The organism is Vibrio sp. 2CM40D, from assembly GCF_023161825.1.
Taxonomy (GTDB): domain Bacteria; phylum Pseudomonadota; class Gammaproteobacteria; order Enterobacterales; family Vibrionaceae; genus Vibrio; species Vibrio alginolyticus.
In genome coordinates, this window is sequence record NZ_JALNTL010000014.1 from 20,976 (window position 1) to 39,658 (window position 18,683).

Annotated in this window: 16 protein-coding genes; 8 read left to right on the forward strand and 8 right to left on the reverse strand. The window is 47.2% G+C overall.

The annotated features are described in order from the left end of the window. Positions 1 to 11: 11 nt before the first annotated feature. On the reverse strand, positions 12 to 890 hold the full coding sequence (locus MTF70_RS21945; protein WP_064376860.1) for an acyltransferase: 879 nt from the start codon (positions 888 to 890) through the stop codon (positions 12 to 14). Between the two features lie 149 nt (positions 891 to 1,039). Between MTF70_RS21945 and MTF70_RS21950 the strand changes: the two genes are divergently transcribed. After that, positions 1,040 to 1,996 carry a DUF2860 domain-containing protein gene (locus tag MTF70_RS21950; RefSeq protein WP_005379034.1) on the forward strand — a complete coding sequence of 319 codons (957 nt, stop codon included), beginning with the start codon at positions 1,040 to 1,042 and terminating at the stop codon, positions 1,994 to 1,996. 55 nt (positions 1,997 to 2,051) lie between these two features. Here the strand turns inward: MTF70_RS21950 and MTF70_RS21955 are convergent, their stop codons facing one another. Next, complete coding sequence (locus MTF70_RS21955; protein WP_005383862.1) at positions 2,052 to 3,575, reverse strand: YifB family Mg chelatase-like AAA ATPase; 1,524 nt, start codon at positions 3,573 to 3,575, stop codon at positions 2,052 to 2,054. A 465-nt stretch (positions 3,576 to 4,040) separates the two neighbouring features. Here MTF70_RS21955 and ilvG point away from each other — a divergent pair, with 465 nt between their 5' ends. Genes ilvG through ilvA form a run of 5 tightly spaced genes read left to right on the forward strand, consistent with a single transcriptional unit; the run spans position 4,041 to position 10,339 of the window. Continuing rightward, a complete protein-coding gene (gene ilvG / locus MTF70_RS21960; protein ID WP_005378960.1) occupies positions 4,041 to 5,687 on the forward strand; it encodes an acetolactate synthase 2 catalytic subunit in 1,647 nt (548 codons plus the stop codon). Positions 5,688 to 5,698: 11 nt separating this feature from the next. Further along, entirely contained in the window at positions 5,699 to 5,983 is a 285-nt protein-coding gene (gene ilvM / locus MTF70_RS21965; RefSeq protein WP_005378958.1) for an acetolactate synthase 2 small subunit, read from the forward strand. A gap of 12 nt (positions 5,984 to 5,995) precedes the next feature. After that, positions 5,996 to 6,934 (forward strand): branched-chain-amino-acid transaminase, encoded by a 939-nt coding sequence (gene ilvE, locus MTF70_RS21970; protein WP_005378953.1) that lies wholly within the window; start codon positions 5,996 to 5,998, stop codon positions 6,932 to 6,934. A 13-nt stretch (positions 6,935 to 6,947) separates the two neighbouring features. Continuing rightward, positions 6,948 to 8,789: a dihydroxy-acid dehydratase gene (gene ilvD / locus MTF70_RS21975; protein WP_005383859.1), complete on the forward strand. Its 1,842-nt coding sequence runs from the start codon at positions 6,948 to 6,950 to the stop codon at positions 8,787 to 8,789. A gap of 2 nt (positions 8,790 to 8,791) precedes the next feature. Next, entirely contained in the window at positions 8,792 to 10,339 is a 1,548-nt protein-coding gene (gene ilvA, locus MTF70_RS21980; RefSeq protein WP_042523890.1) for a threonine ammonia-lyase, biosynthetic, read from the forward strand. A gap of 54 nt (positions 10,340 to 10,393) precedes the next feature. Here the strand turns inward: ilvA and punR are convergent, their stop codons facing one another. Further along, positions 10,394 to 11,296 (reverse strand): DNA-binding transcriptional activator PunR, encoded by a 903-nt coding sequence (punR, locus tag MTF70_RS21985; RefSeq protein ID WP_017821565.1) that lies wholly within the window; start codon positions 11,294 to 11,296, stop codon positions 10,394 to 10,396. 152 nt (positions 11,297 to 11,448) lie between these two features. Between punR and punC the strand changes: the two genes are divergently transcribed. Next, positions 11,449 to 12,654, forward strand: coding sequence for a purine nucleoside transporter PunC (gene punC / locus MTF70_RS21990; RefSeq protein WP_005378946.1), 1,206 nt, complete (start codon positions 11,449 to 11,451; stop codon positions 12,652 to 12,654). A gap of 44 nt (positions 12,655 to 12,698) precedes the next feature. On the opposite strand, the gene MTF70_RS21995 is transcribed toward punC, so the two are convergent. Next, positions 12,699 to 13,475 carry a transporter substrate-binding domain-containing protein gene (locus MTF70_RS21995; protein WP_017821564.1) on the reverse strand — a complete coding sequence of 259 codons (777 nt, stop codon included), beginning with the start codon at positions 13,473 to 13,475 and terminating at the stop codon, positions 12,699 to 12,701. A 115-nt stretch (positions 13,476 to 13,590) separates the two neighbouring features. On the opposite strand from MTF70_RS21995, the gene MTF70_RS22000 reads away from it, so the two are divergent. Continuing rightward, on the forward strand, positions 13,591 to 14,331 hold the full coding sequence (locus MTF70_RS22000) for an amino acid ABC transporter permease (RefSeq protein WP_005383852.1): 741 nt from the start codon (positions 13,591 to 13,593) through the stop codon (positions 14,329 to 14,331). A gap of 84 nt (positions 14,332 to 14,415) precedes the next feature. Here the strand turns inward: MTF70_RS22000 and glmU are convergent, their stop codons facing one another. The 4 genes from glmU to atpG form a co-directional block, all read right to left on the reverse strand. Continuing rightward, positions 14,416 to 15,777, reverse strand: a complete 1,362-nt coding sequence (glmU, locus tag MTF70_RS22005; protein WP_025768924.1) for a bifunctional UDP-N-acetylglucosamine diphosphorylase/glucosamine-1-phosphate N-acetyltransferase GlmU — start codon at positions 15,775 to 15,777, stop codon at positions 14,416 to 14,418. 149 nt (positions 15,778 to 15,926) lie between these two features. Further along, positions 15,927 to 16,349, reverse strand: coding sequence for a F0F1 ATP synthase subunit epsilon (locus tag MTF70_RS22010; protein WP_005378937.1), 423 nt, complete (start codon positions 16,347 to 16,349; stop codon positions 15,927 to 15,929). An 18-nt stretch (positions 16,350 to 16,367) separates the two neighbouring features. Further along, positions 16,368 to 17,771, reverse strand: coding sequence for a F0F1 ATP synthase subunit beta (gene atpD / locus MTF70_RS22015; RefSeq protein ID WP_005383849.1), 1,404 nt, complete (start codon positions 17,769 to 17,771; stop codon positions 16,368 to 16,370). A 35-nt stretch (positions 17,772 to 17,806) separates the two neighbouring features. After that, on the reverse strand, positions 17,807 to 18,673 hold the full coding sequence (gene atpG, locus MTF70_RS22020; RefSeq protein WP_005378932.1) for a F0F1 ATP synthase subunit gamma: 867 nt from the start codon (positions 18,671 to 18,673) through the stop codon (positions 17,807 to 17,809). Positions 18,674 to 18,683 lie beyond the last annotated feature (10 nt).

Genomic DNA, 18,683 nt, shown 5'->3' on the forward strand with positions numbered 1-18,683 from the left:
TCCCCTTTTGTTTATTTGTAAATCTCTTGTAGCAACCGATCTTTTTCTTGCCACACATCCCCCAACCATTGCTGAAATTGTCGCTTATAGGGCTTATCGTTGAAGTAATCACCGAGCACTCTTTCATCAACGGGTAACACATTTACACGCACAACCACCTTGCTCATGCGACCCATCAATAAATCCTTGAACGGTTTATGCGTATTTTCTGGGTACGCCAACGTAACGTCGATAATGCTCTCGAACTGTTCCCCCATCGCCGCTAACGTGTACGCAATCCCGCCCGATTTTGGTTGCAGCAAATATTGATAGTTTGCTTTACTCTTACGCTGCTTTTCTTCGGTAAACCGGGTTCCTTCGACATAGTTAACCACTGTGGTTGGAGTGTGTTTGAACTTAGCGCACGAGCGACGTGTCGTTTCTAAATCTTGACCTCGCTTATGAGGGTTGCGGATCAGATACTCTCGCGAATAGCGACGCATAAATGGCATATCGAGCGCCCAACACGCCATCCCGATGAAAGGCACATACAGCAGTTGTTGCTTGAGGAAAAACTTCGGCATGGGAATACGGTCTTTAAACACGCAGCAAAGCACAACAATATCTGTCCAACTGAGATGGTTACTGATCAGCAGATACCACCCGTCTTTTTTAAGCGCTTCACCGCCCTGAACATCCCACTCAACACGGTTAGATACCGCCAGAATGCACGCATTAACGGTAGCCCATAACCACATCACCTTATTGGCACAAGCGGTCGCTAGTGCTTTTAGCTTTACGCCAGGAAGCAATATTTTAAATACAGCGATAACACAAATTGCGAGTGAACAAACCGCAGAATTGAGAATCACAAAAGAAGCGTTAAAAAAAAATAACAAATATGCCAACATGATAGTCAAACAACAGTGATAATGTGTGAAGAATAAAACAGCGTGTAATTATACTGCGCCTTTGCCACATTGGAACATGCGTGGGAATGGTCAGATTTGTTACCGCAACCAATATGTGCACCACTCATTCGACAACAAGGAGATAACGAATGAAACCAAGGCTACTTCTCTTGCCTTTGGCCTTTGTCGTCAGTTCTGCTCAGGCTCAACTCGCTGAAACCGCAGGTTTTGGCGGTGAAATTTCGCTGAATGCCGGATTCATATCATCAGAATCCAATTTCAATACAGAAAATAGTAACACCATCGATTCTCTCGATAAGCGTGCCGATAGTGACAGTTCCGTTATCGCTGCACCGCTAGGGAGTGTGACATACACCTTTGGTAGCCGGCTCAACCACCAAGTTTACGCCGGTACCACACGCTCAGATGTCGCGGTAGGTACACTCGCTTTTCAGTTGGGCTATCAACACGAGCTACAATCTGGCACCGTGCTCGATGTTTCCTATCTGCCGACGGTACTCAAAGGCGAAACTTGGCGCAACCCTTATCAAGTAGGAACCGCACGTAAAGAGACGGATGTTGACGGCAATGCGTATCGCTTTCAGATCAAAGGGTTGATTGATAAGAACTTCAACCTTGATCTTGCTTATGCTGATAAAGACATCGAGCAGGAGGAAGTGACAGACCGCTCACTTGCTCGCGATGCTAACCTTTACTATGTCAAAGGCGACTATCGCATTCCACTCAACCAAACATCTATGTTGCAACCCGCTTTCACCTACATCAATCAAGATGCCGACGGTAAGGCGGAGTCATTTGATTCGTACGGATTTGACATTAGCTGGTTTAAATTTATCAACCGTCATCGATTGGCCCTCACCGCGGGTTATGCATGGAAAGACTATCAAGCAGCTAGCCAAACTTTTGCTAAAACACGAAATGACGACACCATCAGCCTATTTGCGGCCTACGAATATCAAAACGTATTTGACTGGCAAGACTGGTCGTTCATTTCTTTAGCCGGCTATAGCCAAACTGACTCGAATATCACGTTTTATGAGGAGAAAGAGTACCTATTGTCGCTTGGTCTCAACTACACCTTCTAACGTACTTCATCGCAACAAGGTGCTTACAACACTTGTTGCGATGACACTTTGCTGTCTATACCGCTTGCGCCGTAAGCTGTTTCAGCAAACGGTCCATCGCTCGATACCCAAGCGCCTCGGCCAAATGCGTTCGTTCAATTTGCTCCGCCCCATCCAGATCGGCGATTGTTCGCGCCACTTTGATAATACGATGATATGCACGAATCGAGAGCCCTAAACGATGCAAAGCGGTTTCAAGAAACTCAGCATCACTCTTATGCAAGGGACAAAACGCCTCAATTTCTCGACTACCTAGCAGTGCATTGACCTTACCACTGCGGTTTAGCATATTGTTACGCGCATGGCTCACACGCGCTTTTACGATAGCAGTCGGCTCACCGCGATCACCACCTTCTGCTAATGTCCCTTTGGGCAAAGCTGGGATTTCTAAAGACATATCAAAGCGATCTAACAGTGGTCCAGATAATCGACCAAGGTAGCGCAAAATAGCTTGTGGATTGGTGCGCGCTTGATTGCCTTCGTAATATCCTGTCGGGCTTGGGTTCAAGGCTCCGACTAATTGGAAACGAGCCGGAAAGCGTGTTTTACCTTGCGCTCGAGAGATAATGATCTCGCCAGATTCGAGCGGTTCGCGTAACGAGTCCAGAACTTTACGATCAAATTCGGGCATTTCATCGAGAAACAATAACCCGTTGTGGGCTAAAGAGATCTCCCCTGGTCTGGGTACCGAACCACCGCCGACTAATGCCGCCATTGAACTTGAATGATGCGGAGAACGAAACGGACGCGACTTCCAGTTATGCTCATTAATTTCACTCTGAGTCAACGATGCCACCGAAGCGGTTTCCATTGCTTCTTCGTCACTCATTTCCGGTAATAAGTCACACAAACGCGAAGCCAACATCGTTTTTCCAGTACCTGGCGGGCCAAGGAAAAGTAAGTTGTGGTTTCCAGCGGCAGCAATCTCCAGTGCTCGCTTACCTTGTTGTTGGCCAATAATATCTTGTAAGTCTCGACCATGTTTTTCGATCGTTTTTCGCTTAGGCGTTTGAAAAAGATTCAGTCGATGTTGACCACAAAGCTCGGCACATACTTCCAGTAATGATTGGGCCGATTTATGTTGTTCCTTCCCCACCAGCGCCGCCTGATCGCCATTCACATGTGGGACGACCAAATGACGTTGAATCTTACTGGCTTCCAGCGCAGCAGGCAGCACACCTTTTACAGGTCTCAGACCACCAGATAACGCTAACTCACCAACAAATTCGTAGTTTTTGAGCTTATCTGTCGCGATTTGCTCCGAAGCGGCCAAAATTCCCAATGCAATAGGAAGATCAAAACGCCCTCCCTCCTTGGGTAGATCTGCCGGAGCCAAGTTCACGGTGATCCGCTTAGCAGGAAATTGAAAGTTAGAATTAATGATCGCACTGCGTACGCGATCTTTGGACTCTTTTACCGTTGTCTCTGGCAAGCCTACTAAGGTAAACCCTGGCATGCCGTTGCTGATATGAACTTCTACACTAACCGATGGCGCTTGCACCCCGACGCTTGCTCGACTATGAATGATTGCCAGCCCCATACGTTCCTCAATTTTTTTGAACACTCTGTAAACAAATGTTTTATCTAGTTGGTTATGTTATATACCGCGTCCCAATTGAGAGTTAATGTGAAAAAAGAATGACTTTTTGCTTGTCATGCAGCGGAATTGTGTGATACCACTAATGACGCAAACAATTTCGTAGAACATTACACAACATTTTTTAACGAAAAAAGAACGACAGACAGATGAACCTTTTCGCTCATATCAACGCACTGCTAGCCCTGATTATCGTGGTCATTATTGGCACCGCGCGGGGTATTGTGGGCGAAAGGTAACCACAAATTACAAAAAACCCCCGCACTGAAAAGTCCGGGGGTTTTTTTACAACTACAAGTTGTCATCTGTCTAACCCTCGGACAGTTTAACGGGAAGAATGGGAGTGCACATGAAGTGCAATAAATATGGCAATCGCTACGAGCCACAACGTAGCAAAGGAGGTTTACGATGACTGGTGCACAACTTGTCGTAGCCGCTTTAAGACAGCAAGGCATCGAAACCGTTTTTGGCTACCCCGGCGGGGCCATCATGCCAATCTATGATGCTTTGTATGACGGTGGGGTGGAACACATCCTATGCCGTCACGAGCAAGGGGCCGCTATGGCAGCTATCGGGATGGCTCGTTCCACTCAAGACGTTGCTGTGTGCATGGCAACTTCTGGCCCAGGAGCCACTAACCTTGTTACCGGCCTTGCCGACGCTTTCCTTGACTCCGTACCTCTAGTTGCCATCACAGGCCAGGTTGCTAGCTCTCATATCGGTACCGATGCATTCCAAGAAATGGATGTGATCGGAATGTCCCTAGCCTGTACTAAGCACAGCTATCTCGTGACCGAAATTGAAGATCTAGCTCCGACACTTGCCGAAGCCTTTGAGGTCGCAAAAACTGGTCGTCCGGGTCCTGTCATTGTCGATATCGCCAAAGACGTTCAACTCGCTCAAGCACCTACAGACCTTCTTCCTCCATACATAGCACCGGCAATCGAAGATGTCAGCGCTGAAGATATCAAACGTGCGCAAGATGTGCTGGCAGCATCTACTCGCCCAGTGTTGTATGTTGGTGGTGGCGTGCAACTTGCGAAAGCAACCGATGCAGTACGCGAATTTCTTCGCTTAAACCCAATGCCTGCAGTTAGCACATTAAAAGGCCTCGGTACCATTGAACGCCATGATCCTCACTATCTTGGTATGTTGGGTATGCACGGCACCAAAGCCGCTAACCTAGTGGTTCAAGAAGCCGATCTATTGATCGTGGTTGGCGCGCGCTTTGATGACCGTGTGACGGGTAAGCTCGACACGTTTGCACCAAATGCGAAAGTGATTCACATCGACATTGATGCTGCGGAGATTCATAAACTGCGCCACGCCAACGCACCATTACGTGGCGACATCAACACCATTCTTCCTCAGCTAGAGCTGACTCAAGATATTTCACCGTGGGTTCATCACAGTGAAAGTCTGCGCAGCGGCTTTAAGTGGCGTTACGACCACCCGGGCGAGTTAATCTACGCACCGCTATTGCTTAAACAACTGTCTGACATGATGCCAGATAGCTCAATTGTCTCGACCGACGTCGGTCAGCACCAGATGTGGGCAGCGCAACATATCCAGCCACGCGAACCACAAAATTTCATCACTTCTGCTGGCCTTGGCACCATGGGCTTTGGCTTGCCAGCAGCGATGGGCGCTGCAGTCGCACGTCCTGATGATCAGTCTATCCTTATTACAGGTGACGGTTCATTTATGATGAACGTTCAGGAATTGGGCACGCTGAAGCGTCGGCAGATTCCAGTGAAGATTGTCCTTCTTAATAACCAACGTCTTGGCATGGTTCGCCAATGGCAGTCATTGTTCTTTGACGGTCGCCACAGTGAAACCATTCTTGATGACAACCCAGATTTCGTGATGTTAGCAAAAGCATTCGATATCCCGGGCAAAACCATCACCAAGAAAGAAGAAGTCGAACCTGCTCTCAAAGAGATGCTAGCGAGTGAAACTTCTTACATGCTTCACGTTTTGATTGATGAAGAAGAAAACGTGTGGCCATTGGTGCCACCTGGCGCATCAAACAGTGATATGTTGGAAAATACATAGGAGACAATCGCATGGACAGATATTTACTCGACATCAAAGCCGATGACAAACCGGTACTGTTGGAGCGCGTTCTACGTGTGATTCGTCACCGAGGCTTCGTGATCAAACAAGTCGCTGCTACGCAAAACCACGAAAGCAAAGTAGCCAGCGTCGAGATCATCGTCGACAGCGATCGACCAATCTCGTTTTTGATCAATCAAATAGAGAAGTTGTGGGACGTTCGTAAGGTTGAGGTGCTAAAAATCCGCAACGATGAACTGCCAAATCACAACTTACAACAACACGTAAGTGCATAAGGAAGGCAACAAATGGCAACGAAAACTGCAGATTTCATTTGGTTTAATGGTGAGATGGTTCCATGGGCAGAGGCGAACGTTCACGTTCTGACTCACGCAATGCACTATGGTACATCCGTGTTTGAAGGCGTGCGCTGTTACAACACACCAAAAGGCCCAATTGTCTTCCGTCACCGTGAGCATGCACAACGTCTAAAAGATTCTGCCAAGATTTACCGCTTTCCGATCCCTTTCTCTGTAGAAGAAATCATGGAAGCGACCCGCGAAACACTGCGCCAAAACAAACTCGACAGCGCTTACATTCGTCCATTGGGTTTTGTCGGTAATGTTGGCTTAGGCGTATGTCCACCAGTTGGCACTGAGATGGATCTAATCATTGCAGCATTTCCTTGGGGCTCTTACTTAGGCGAAGAAGCGCTAGAAAAAGGTGTCGATGCGATGATTTCAAGCTGGAACCGCGCTGCGCCAAACACCATCCCAACTGCAGCTAAAGCAGGCGGTAACTACCTATCTTCACTACTGGTTGGTGGTGAAGCGCGTCGTCACGGTTACGACGAAGGTATTGCGCTAAGCGTAGATGGTTACCTATCGGAAGGGGCTGGTGAAAACATCTTCGTTATCAAAGATGGCGTAATCACCACACCACCAGCAACTAGCGCGATTCTACCGGGCATCACTCGTGACTCGATCATGACAATTGCACGCGATAAAGGCTACGAAGTACGTGAAGCGAACATTGCTCGTGAAGCCCTTTACCTTGCCGATGAAGTCTTCATGACAGGTACTGCGGCTGAGATTGTACCAGTGGCAACCATCGACAAGATTGAAGTGGGCACTGGTAAGCGCGGCCCTATCACTAAAGAACTACAAGCAGCCTACTTTGGCCTATTTGACGGCACCACGGAAGATAAGTGGGGCTGGTTAGACTATGTGTACCCAGAACAGAAGTAAGAAGGATTAGGAAATGCCAAAATATAGATCAGCTACCACCACACATGGTCGTAACATGGCGGGTGCACGAGCACTGTGGCGTGCAACGGGTGTGAAAGAAGAAGACTTCGGTAAACCAATCATCGCCGTTGTAAACTCGTTTACTCAATTTGTTCCGGGTCACGTACACCTGAAAGACATGGGCCAGCTTGTAGCACGCGAAATCGAAAAAGCTGGCGGTATTGCGAAAGAATTCAACACCATCGCGGTTGATGATGGTATCGCAATGGGTCACGGCGGCATGCTGTACTCACTGCCTTCACGCGAACTGATCGCAGACTCAGTAGAATACATGGTCAACGCGCACTGTGCCGATGCCATGGTATGTATCTCTAACTGTGACAAAATCACTCCAGGAATGTTGATGGCATCTATGCGTCTTAACATCCCTGTTATCTTTGTTTCTGGTGGTCCAATGGAAGCGGGTAAAACCAAGCTTTCTGATCAGATCATCAAACTAGACCTTGTAGATGCGATGATCCAAGGCGCGGATCCAAAAGTGTCTGATGAGCAAAGCGAGCAGATCGAACGCAGCGCATGTCCAACGTGTGGATCGTGTTCAGGCATGTTCACTGCAAACTCAATGAACTGTCTAACGGAAGCACTGGGTCTTTCTCAACCAGGTAACGGTTCTATGCTGGCAACGCACGCTGACCGTGAACAACTGTTCCTTAATGCAGGTCGTCGTATCGTTGAACTGACTCGTCGTTACTACGAGCAAGATGACGAATCAGCACTGCCGCGCAACATCGCTACGTTTGATGCGTTCGAAAACGCAATGGCACTGGACATCGCAATGGGCGGTTCAACCAACACCATTCTGCACCTACTTGCCGCGGCGCAAGAAGGTGAAGTGGATTTCGATATGGAAGATATCGATCGCCTATCACGTCAAGTACCACACCTATGTAAAGTGGCACCATCTACCCAGAAATATCACATGGAAGACGTACACCGCGCAGGTGGCGTCATGGCGATTCTTGGTGAGTTAGATCGTGCAGGTCTTCTACACAATGATGCGCGCACCGTGCTTGGCCTTTCGATGAAAGAGCAGCTGGCGAAATACGACATCATCCAAACTGAAGACGAAGAAGTACTTAAGTTCTACCGCGCAGGTCCTGCGGGTATTCGTACTACTCAAGCGTTCTCACAAGATTGCCGCTGGGATCGCCTTGATGACGACCGTGCGGAAGGTTGTATTCGTACTATCGATCATGCCTTTAGCCAAGAAGGTGGCCTAGCCGTTCTATCAGGCAACATCGCATTAGATGGTTGTATCGTTAAGACTGCTGGTGTGGATGAGAGCATTCATAAATTCACTGGCCCAGCCGTAGTTTTCGAAAGCCAAGAAGACGCCGTAGAAGGCATCTTGGGTGGCAAAGTAAAAGCAGGCGACGTGGTTGTTATCCGTTACGAAGGCCCTAAAGGTGGTCCGGGCATGCAAGAAATGCTTTACCCAACCACTTATCTAAAATCGATGGGCCTTGGCAAAGAGTGTGCACTTCTGACTGACGGCCGTTTCTCTGGCGGCACATCAGGTCTGTCAATCGGTCACGCCTCTCCTGAAGCAGCAAACGGCGGTGCAATTGGCCTGGTAAAAGAAGGCGATATGATCGCAATTGATATTCCAAACCGTTCAATTTCACTCCAAGTGTCTGAACAAGAACTTGCTGAGCGCCGTGCAAAACAAGACGAACTAGGCTGGAAACCAGTTGACCGCCAACGTGAAGTTTCCTTTGCACTCAAAGCGTACGCGAGTATGGCAACCAGTGCTGACAAGGGTGCAGTACGAGACAAGTCGAAGCTAGAGGGCTAGCAATGATGGAAGCTCAACCCGAAAAACAAGTGAACCAAACTGGCGCAGATTATCTGCGCCAAATCCTTCGCGCACCTGTTTATGAAGTAGCAACAGTGACGCCACTGCAAGAAATGCCTCGTTTATCTGCACGTATCGGGAATAACGTGCAGATCAAGCGTGAAGATCGCCAACCCGTACACTCGTTCAAATTGCGCGGTGCATACAACATGGTGGCGAGTTTATCTGAAGCACAAAAAGCCGCTGGTGTCATTGCAGCATCGGCAGGTAACCACGCTCAAGGCATGGCGCTCTCTGGTACTAAGCTAGGCATCAAGACCACCATCGTGATGCCCAAAACCACACCAGACATCAAAGTCGATGCGGTACGTGGCTTCGGTGGCAATGTAGTGCTGCACGGCAGCAACTTTGATGAGGCAAAAGCGGAAGCGGAACGCCTTTCTGATCTGCATGGGTACACATTTGTCCCTCCTTTCGATCACCCACTGGTGATTGCAGGTCAAGGCACCATAGGCATGGAAATGCTGCAGCAAAATGGTCACCTTGATTACATCTTCGTCCCTGTCGGTGGTGGCGGTTTGGCTGCCGGTGTTGCGGTACTCGTGAAGCAGCTAATGCCAGAAATCAAAGTGATTGCGGTCGAGCCAGAAGATTCTTCATGCCTCAAAGCGGCATTGGATGCAGGTGAACCAGTAGTATTAGACCAGGTCAGCATGTTTGCCGATGGCGTTGCAGTAAAACGCATTGGTGAAGAGACGTTTCGTCTATGCCAAAAGTACATTGATGGCCATATTGCAGTCTCTAGCGATGAAATCTGCGCAGCAGTAAAAGACATCTTTGAAGACACCCGTGCGATTGCAGAGCCTTCTGGCGCGCTTGCTCTGGCGGGTTTGAAGAAGTTTGCTGAGCAAAACAAACTGCAAGGTAAGAATTTAGGTACTGTGCTGTCTGGTGCCAACACTAACTTCCATGGCTTACGTTATGTTTCTGAGCGTTGCGAGCTTGGTGAGAAACGTGAAGGTTTGCTTGCCGTCACCATTCCTGAGCGTCAAGGTGCCTTCTTTGAGTTCTGTAACCTCATTGGCGGCCGCGCCGTAACGGAGTTTAACTACCGCTACAACGATGACGCATTGGCAAATATCTTTGTCGGTGTGCGTTTGCAAGGCGGTCAGGAAGAGCTAGAACATATCATTCACGACTTACGTGATGGTGGCTACCCAGTGGTTGATTTGTCTGATGATGAAATGGCGAAGCTGCACGTGCGCTACATGGTTGGTGGTAAGCCGTCTAAGCCGCTTAAAGAGCGCCTCTACAGCTTTGAATTCCCAGAATATCCGGGAGCGCTACTCAAGTTCTTAAGCACACTCGGTACTCATTGGAATATCAGCTTGTTCAACTACCGTAACCACGGCGCTGACTACGGACGTGTTTTATGTGGTTTCGAGTTAGATGAAAGCGATTTAGCTCAGTTTTCTGCACATTTACGTGAACTTGGCTATCAATGCAAAGACGAGACAGACAACCCATCGTATAAGTTTTTCTTGTCATAAAACGCCACATTTCAAATATATCAAAGACAACACCTCGCATTAGCGAGGTGTTTTTTATGACTGTAACCAATCTTTATGTAGCTGATTAGGCGACCCAAGATAGTCCACCATCCACTGGATCAATTTATGATTATCATCTTTGCGCCATACTAAGCAGCAGTGACTGAGCGGTTTATCATCCGGCATGACCTTCTCCACCAGTACACCATCATTGATTAAGGGTGTTGCAATATGACGTGGCATGTAACCCACGCCCACCCCATTTTTTAAACATTCAATCGCACTATACCAATTGGGCAATAATAATCGGCGCTGTTGCGGATAATGGCCAGTATGGCGTTTTGGCAGCACGTTCGAAGTATCATCAAGACAGATCGCCGGAAATTGACTCACAAACTCTTCAGTAAGCACTTGTTGTCGAACGCAAGGATGAGCGGGTGACATTACAAATGCCCAATCTAATACGCCCATATCTTTGACTTCAAAATCCCCACCAACGGGAACCGCAGACGTGGCTCCAACGACTATATCGGCTCGTCCTTGTGCTATAGCCTCCCAAGAACCATTGAAGACCTCCATATTGATCTGCAATTCAGCAAATTCAAACTCGCGATAAAAATCTTCCACCAAAGGTTTGAGTTTTTCTAACTTCACCACGTTATCCAAGGTCAGCTTTAACGTGCTTTTCCATCCTTGAGCCGCTCGCCGCGTTTGTGCTTTCACCTCTTCCATTTGACGCAGCAAAGAGCGCGCCTCGGCCATAAAAAGTTCACCCGCTGGAGTTAGCTCGACTTTCCTTGGTAAACGTCGAAACAGCACCACATCTAAATCTTGCTCGACCTGCCTTACTCCATAGCTGATGGCTGAGGGGACTTTATGCAATACCTCAGCCGCAGCGGTGAAACTGCCTAAACGGGCAACCGTATCCAGCATTTCCAAAGACGCTTTAGAGAACATGATTTAACCTTTCAAAAAATTTGATTGATAACTAACAATTTTAGCGTTTTATTTTCTCAAAATCGAAAAATAGAATAATAAGGTAAATAAATCAGGGTTGGCGCCAACTGATGTTGATTAAAAAATGATTAAATAATTTGACTGGTTGAATCATGAAAATCTCAAAACTACAGCTCATTTATCTGGCAGCATTATCGATGCTTGGCTTCGTTGCTACCGATATGTATCTGCCAGCATTCAAAGCGATGGAAATCGACTTTGCAACAGGCCCTGAGCAAATTGCGCTCTCTTTAACGGTATTCCTCGTTGGTATGGCGATTGGCCAACTAATGTGGGGATTGGCATCCGATAAATTTGGCCATCGTAATACACTCGCAGCCGGGTTGGTGCTATTTACTATCGCGTCATTCGGTTTGGCTTTCTGTGATCAAGTATGGCAACTACTCACACTGCGCTTTATCCAAGCTATCGGTGTGTGTGCACCAGCCGTGATCTGGCAGGCTATGGTCATTAAACGCTACTCAAGCAGTAGCCAACAAATTTTTGCGACAATCATGCCACTCGTCGCGCTATCACCAGCACTAGCACCTCAATTAGGGGTTGTGTTGGCAGATAACTTCGGCTGGCACAGTATCTTTATTACGCTAACACTAGTTGGCGTCTTTTTGGTCTTTGCGACCATGGCACAAAAAGACGAGAAAGCAGAAATCAAACAAACCAGTATGTCTGCCGACATCAAAGCGCTGCTGAGTTCTAAAAAATACCTTGGCAACGTGTTTATGTTTGCGACGGCTTCAGCTGCATTCTTTGCTTACCTAACTGGGATGCCAGAAATCATGGCGCAACTGGGCTACGAAGCAAAAGATATTGGTTTGAGCTTTATCCCACAAACCATCGCGTTTATGGCTGGTGGCTACTTAGGTAAAGTAGGCGTTCGAAAATTTGGTGATGAAAAGGTTCTGCGCCAACTGATTGGCCTATTTAGTGTCGCGGCATTAATGATTTTCATTGCTTCACAGTGGGAGCTGTCATCGATTTGGCCTATTCTTGCGCCATTCTGTTTGATTGCCGTTGCTAACGGCGCACTGTACCCAATCGTGGTAAACCGTGCACTGGCCAGCGCACAACAGAGCCCTGCAACAGCAGCAGGTTTGCAAAACAGCCTGCAAATCTGTGTAAGTAGCTTCTCAAGTGCATTGGTAGCCGCAATGGCAAGCCAAGCTCAGATGGTTACTGGCATCGCAATCATCATCTGTATGGGTGGGCTGTGGATGGGATACATTCTGTCGAATCGCGAATTATCCAAGCACTTTACGACTCCTGACAACGCCCGAGTCGTGAGTGAAGACGAACTTTAATCGTTCAGATAATAAAAAGAGCCGCGCAATGCGGCTCTTTCTGTTTATAAGCTTTTCAACCCCCATTTCTTGGCAGTCTGCTTAAAAAAGCCTTGAGTCTTTTTCAACTCTACCCAGTGATTGATGTAATTAATCCATACTTGATCGTCTTGCGGCAACAACATAGCAATTGGGGTTGGTTTACGCGGTGCGGTCACTGGCACTATCGCCAACTGTTTAAACTTATCCACCAACGTCGCTGCTTCCACATTGGACGTCACGGATACATCGGCCCTGCGAGCTAGTAGTTCTTGGAAGTCGCGCGCTGGCGCTTCAATAACAATATGCTGAGCAGACGGGAAGAACTCTTTCACCATTTTTTCTTGTACCGTACCTAACGTCGCTGCGACTTTTACTTCTGGTTTATTAAAATCCGCCCAATCAGAAAATTTGGCGAGATCTTTCTTTTGCACCACAGGTACAAAGGCAAGGTAGAAATACGGCTGGCTGTATCCAGCTACTTTCGCGCGCGACATGTTCAGAGATGCGCTGCCAGTAATATCGTATTTGTTGGCGGTAATGCCATTAACTAGCGTCTTCCAATCCGTGGGCACATACTCCACTTTTACACCGAGATCTTTAGCAAGTTCTGTTGTTACATCGATATCGAAGCCACGATAACTGTTTGTCGCGGGGTCTTTCATCGTCATCGGATTCCAATCTCCCGTCGTTCCAACTCGGAGTACGCCATTGTCTAAAATGGATTGAAGACGGCTTTCAGCGTGAGCGACTTGAGTCACAGCAAGCAAACACATTCCTAGCACTAGTAAAATCTTTCTCATTTTTATTCCCTTAAAAATAATGACCTTATACGGTTTAATAATTAACCTTTATTAGAGCTCTACTGATAACATAGCAGCAACAAAGGAAGTTTTTTAGTTAATTCAGGGAGTAAATGTGACGTTTCGAACTCTATGGCTATTTTCATTGCTATTACTCACTGGTTGTTCAGATTATCAATGGGGCTGGTATGTACTTGACCCTTCGACGGATCAAGGGCTCACCAATCTAAAGTTTTTAATCGCTGGGTTTAATGACACCATTCAGGTATCACTCCTCAGTATGTTATTTGCGATGAGCTTGGGCCTGATCGTTGCGTTACCCGCTCTGTCGGACTCTGCCTCTCTGAAGTGGATAAACCGTATTTATGTCGAGGTGATCCGTTCAGTGCCAGTTTTAGTCTTACTACTTTGGGTGTATTACGGCATGCCTACGCTATTGGATGTCTCACTCAATCACTTTTGGGCGGGTGTTATTGCACTGACTATCGCTGAGAGTGCGTTTATGGCGGAAGTGTTTCGCGGTGGGATACAAGCTATCAGCCGTGGCCAGCATGAAGCAGCTGAGTCTTTGGGCTTAAGCTATTGGCAAAAGATGCGCTTGGTAATTCTTCCCCAAGCGTTTCGGCAAATTCTCCCACCACTGGGCAATCAATTTGTCTACATTCTCAAGATGAGTTCTTTAGTCAGCGTGATTGGTTTAAGCGATCTCACTCGCCGTGCTAATGAGCTGGTGGTGAATGAGTACTTACCCCTAGAAATTTATACCTTCCTCGTTTTGGAGTACTTGTTGCTCATCCTATTTGTATCTCAAGCCGTTCGTTGGCTCGAAAAACGTATTGCTATTCCTAGCTACTAACGATGAAGCCAGAGCTAGAAACAACAAAGCCGCTCTTGTTGAGCGGCTTTGACAGTATAGCGATAGAGTGAGTGCAGGTAATGTTTATTTCTGTTTTACAGGACGCTGCCAGCCAGTAATTTTGCGCTCTTTGACGCGAGTAATTACTAACTCACCTTCTTCAACATCTTTTGTTAGTGTCGTGCCTGCACCGATGGTTGCGCCATCAGCGATAGTGACAGGCGCCACCAGCTGGCTATCAGAACCAACAAAAACATCATTACCGATGATGGTTTTAAACTTGTTCGCACCATCGTAGTTACAAGTGATAGTACCTGCACCGATGTTAGTACGTTGGCCGATCTCTGCATCACCTAAGTAAGTTAGGTGGTTCGCTTTTGAACCTTCTCCGATGCGCGCATTTTTCACTTCAACGAAGTTACCCACATGGGAATCGTTACGCATTTCAGCACCAGGACGAAGGCGAGTAAATGGACCAACCGTACATTCTTCACCAACCGTTGCACCTTCAATCACACTGTAAGGGCGAATGATGGTGTTGTCGTCGATTTCACAATCTTTCAGTACACAACCCGCACCGATAACCACGTTATCACCCAGTGAAACTTTACCTTCGATGATAACATTCACGTCGATTTCACAGTCCATACCGCACTGTAACTCACCACGCAAATCAAAGCGTGCTGGATCGCGTAGCATGACACCTTGCTCTAGTAGTTTCTGAGCTTGCATTGACTGGAAAGCACGCTCTAGACGAGCAAGCTGTGCGCGGTCATTGACCCCTTCCACCTCAATGGCATTGACTGGGTGTACTGCCTCAACGGCACGACCTTCATCGTGTGCAGCTGCAATAACGTCAGTTAGGTAGTATTCGCCTTGTGCGTTGTTGTTGTTTAAGCCAGACAACCAACGCTTAAGATCCCCACCAGTCGCAACCATCACGCCAGTGTTGATCTCTTTAATTTGTTTTTGTTCTTCTGTTGCATCTTTTTGTTCAACGATCGCAACAACAGGACCATTCTTACGGATAATACGACCGTAGCCTGTCGGGTTATCTAGAATCACTGTTAGTAGCGCAATACCGCCTGTTGGCTGTGCATCTAATAGGTTTTCAATCGTTTCAGCTGAAATCAGTGGAACATCACCGTAAAGCACCAGTACTTTTTCATCGTCTTCAAACTTCGGAGACGCTTGATCAACCGCATGACCTGTACCTAGTTGCTCCGCTTGCAGTACCCAGTTTACAGGCTCTTCTGCTAGCGTTTGCTGCATTTGATCACCACCGTGACCATATACTAAGTGGATGTTTTGTGCGCCAAGACCTGTACATGTATCAATCACATGTTTTGCCATTGGCTTCCCTGCCAAAGTGTGTAGCACTTTAGGCATGTTTGAATACATACGGGTACCTTTACCCGCAGCAAGGATCACAGCACTGAATTTCATTAATAACCTATTGACGTTCTATTTTAATTGGGCGTTATTTTAAACACCTTGGAAGGATTAGTTAATGGTGGGATGTAAATTTCCAACTAAAATTAATCAAAAAGGCGACCAATTGGCCGCCTTTTTTCATGCAACGTTGCTAATTGAGCTTAGCGACGCTTTTTTGTCAGCTCGATAACTCGTAGCTGAGCAATGGCTTTAGCCAGTTCACTGGCCGCTTGTGCGAAGTCCATGTCACCATGCTGATTCTGGATTTGCTCCTCAGCGCGGCGTTTGGCTTCTTCTGCCTTCGCTGCGTCTAGCTCTTCACCACGGATAGCTGTATCAGCTAGTACAGTCGCTGTACCAGGCTGAATCTCTACCATACCACCAGAAACATAAATAATTTCTTCGTGGCCGTGCTGTTTCACAATACGCACCATACCAGGCTTGATAGCGGTCAGCAGCGGTGTGTGACCATGGAAAATACCAAGTTCACCTTCGCTACCGGTCACCTGAAACGTTTCAACACGACCAGAGAAGATTTTCTTCTCAGCGCTTACTACGTCTAGGTGAAAGGTTATTGCTGCCATATCGCCTCCTAGTTAGCCTTATAGCTTCTTCGCATTCTCAATAGCATCGTCGATGCTACCGCAGTACATAAATGCCTGCTCAGGAATGTCGTCGTATTCACCAGCTAGTAGGCCTTTAAAGCCACGTAGAGTCTCTTTTAGAGGTACGTAAATACCAGGGTCACCTGTAAATACTTCTGCTACGTGGTAAGGCTGAGTTAGGAAACGCTCAATCTTACGTGCACGAGATACAACTTGCTTATCTTCTTCAGATAGCTCGTCCATACCTAGGATAGCAATGATATCTTTCAGCTCTTTGTAGCGCTGAAGAGTCTGCTGAACACCACGAGCAACTTCGTAGTGATCTTGACCAACGACTAGTGGATCAAGCATACGAGATGTTGAATCTAGCGGGTCGATCGCAGGGTATAGACCCATTGCAGCGATGTTACGGTTAAGTACAACCGTTGCATCCAAGTGCGCGAACGTTGTTGCTGGAGACGGGTCAGTCAAGTCATCCGCTGGTACGTATACCGCCTGTACAGACGTGATAGAACCTGATTTCGTTGACGTGATACGCTCCTGGAGTACACCCATCTCTTCTGCAAGAGTTGGCTGGTAACCTACCGCAGAAGGCATACGACCTAGTAGTGCTGATACCTCTGTACCTGCAAGTGTGTAACGGTAGATGTTATCAATGAACAGTAGTACGTCACGACCTTCGTCACGGAAACGCTCTGCCATTGTTAGACCAGTCAGTGCAACACGTAGACGGTTACCTGGTGGCTCGTTCATCTGACCGTAAACCATCGCTACTTTTGATTCTTCAGGCTTCTCAACGTTTACAACGCCCGCTTCCTGCATCTCGTAGTAGAAATCGTTACCTTCACGAGTACGCTCACCAACACCAGCAAATACTGATAGACCTGAGTGCTGTAGTGCGATGTTGTTGATAAGTTCCATCATGTTAACGGTCTTACCTACACCTGCACCACCGAATAGACCGATTTTACCACCCTTAGCGAATGGACAAATTAGGTCGATTACTTTAACGCCCGTTTCTAGAAGTGCAATTTCGTTTGATTGCTCTTCGTAGCTTGGTGCACTACGGTGGATAGAGTAAACCTCTTCCGCACCCACTTCACCACGCTCGTCAATCGCGTCACCTAGGACGTTCATGATACGACCTAGAGTTTTAGTACCTACTGGTACTGAAATTGGAGCGCCAGTGTTAACCACTTCTACTCCACGACGTAAACCATCAGAGCTACCCATTACGATACAACGAACTACGCCACCGCCTAGCTGTTGTTGAACTTCAAGAACTAGACGCTCTTTTGAGTCCGTTACGTTTAGAGCGTCATATACACTAGGTACATTGCTCTGTGGGAACTCTACGTCGACTACCGCACCGATGATCTGTACGATCTTACCTGTAGCCATCGTTAATCCTCTAAACTATTTCGTTTTACCTAAGCTTAAACCGCAGCTGCACCACCAACGATTTCTGATAGTTCTTGTGTAATCGCAGCCTGACGGGCTTTGTTGTACACAAGTTCCAAATCGTCAATCAAACTGGTTGCGTTATCCGTTGCAGCCTTCATCGCAATCATTCGAGCCGCTTGCTCACAAGCAAGGTTCTCAACCACACCTTGGTATACCTGAGACTCTACGTAACGCACTAATAGCGTATCCAGTAGAGGTTTTGGTTCAGGCTCATAGATGTAGTCCCATGAATGCTCACGCTGCATCTCTTCGCTGTCCGATTTAGGCAAAGGTAGCAATTGATCGATCGTTGGTTGCTGAACCATAGTATTTACAAACTTGTTGAATACTACATATAGACGGTCCAGTTCACCTTCATCGTATTTCTTCAGCATTACGCCAACAGAGCCGATTAGGTCTTGTAGGCTTGGATTATCTCCAAGACCAGAAACCTGTGCCGCAACTTTTGCGCCACCATGTTTAAAGAAAGCTGTTGCTTTTGAGCCAACAACGGCTAGCTCAATCTCAGCACCTTTCTCTCTCCATGCTTGCATGTCTGTAACGGCTTTTTTGAACACGTTAATGTTCAAACCACCACACAGACCACGGTCTGTCGAAACGATGATGTAACCAACACGTTTAGCTTCACGCTCTTCTAGGTACGGATGACGGTACTCTAGGTTTGCGTTAGCCACATGACCGATCACTTTACGCATTGTTTCAGCGTATGGACGAGAAGCTTCCATTGCATCTTGAGAACGACGCATTTTTGAAGCTGCTACCATTTCCATCGCTTTCGTAATTTTCTGAGTGCTTTTAACACTACCGATTTTATTACGTATCTCTTTTGCGCCGGCCATCGTTACTCTC

Coding starts and splice junctions, on each gene's coding strand:
- MTF70_RS21945 (WP_064376860.1), bottom strand. CDS start 890: ATGTTGGCATATTTGTTATTTTTTTTTAACGCTTCTTTTGTGATTCTC.
- MTF70_RS21950 (WP_005379034.1), top strand. CDS start 1,040: ATGAAACCAAGGCTACTTCTCTTGCCTTTGGCCTTTGTCGTCAGTTCT.
- MTF70_RS21955 (WP_005383862.1), bottom strand. CDS start 3,575: ATGGGGCTGGCAATCATTCATAGTCGAGCAAGCGTCGGGGTGCAAGCG.
- ilvG (WP_005378960.1), top strand. CDS start 4,041: ATGACTGGTGCACAACTTGTCGTAGCCGCTTTAAGACAGCAAGGCATC.
- ilvM (WP_005378958.1), top strand. CDS start 5,699: ATGGACAGATATTTACTCGACATCAAAGCCGATGACAAACCGGTACTG.
- ilvE (WP_005378953.1), top strand. CDS start 5,996: ATGGCAACGAAAACTGCAGATTTCATTTGGTTTAATGGTGAGATGGTT.
- ilvD (WP_005383859.1), top strand. CDS start 6,948: ATGCCAAAATATAGATCAGCTACCACCACACATGGTCGTAACATGGCG.
- ilvA (WP_042523890.1), top strand. CDS start 8,792: ATGATGGAAGCTCAACCCGAAAAACAAGTGAACCAAACTGGCGCAGAT.
- punR (WP_017821565.1), bottom strand. CDS start 11,296: ATGTTCTCTAAAGCGTCTTTGGAAATGCTGGATACGGTTGCCCGTTTA.
- punC (WP_005378946.1), top strand. CDS start 11,449: ATGAAAATCTCAAAACTACAGCTCATTTATCTGGCAGCATTATCGATG.
- MTF70_RS21995 (WP_017821564.1), bottom strand. CDS start 13,475: ATGAGAAAGATTTTACTAGTGCTAGGAATGTGTTTGCTTGCTGTGACT.
- glmU (WP_025768924.1), bottom strand. CDS start 15,777: ATGAAATTCAGTGCTGTGATCCTTGCTGCGGGTAAAGGTACCCGTATG.
- MTF70_RS22010 (WP_005378937.1), bottom strand. CDS start 16,349: ATGGCAGCAATAACCTTTCACCTAGACGTAGTAAGCGCTGAGAAGAAA.
- atpD (WP_005383849.1), bottom strand. CDS start 17,771: ATGGCTACAGGTAAGATCGTACAGATCATCGGTGCGGTAGTCGACGTA.
- atpG (WP_005378932.1), bottom strand. CDS start 18,673: ATGGCCGGCGCAAAAGAGATACGTAATAAAATCGGTAGTGTTAAAAGC.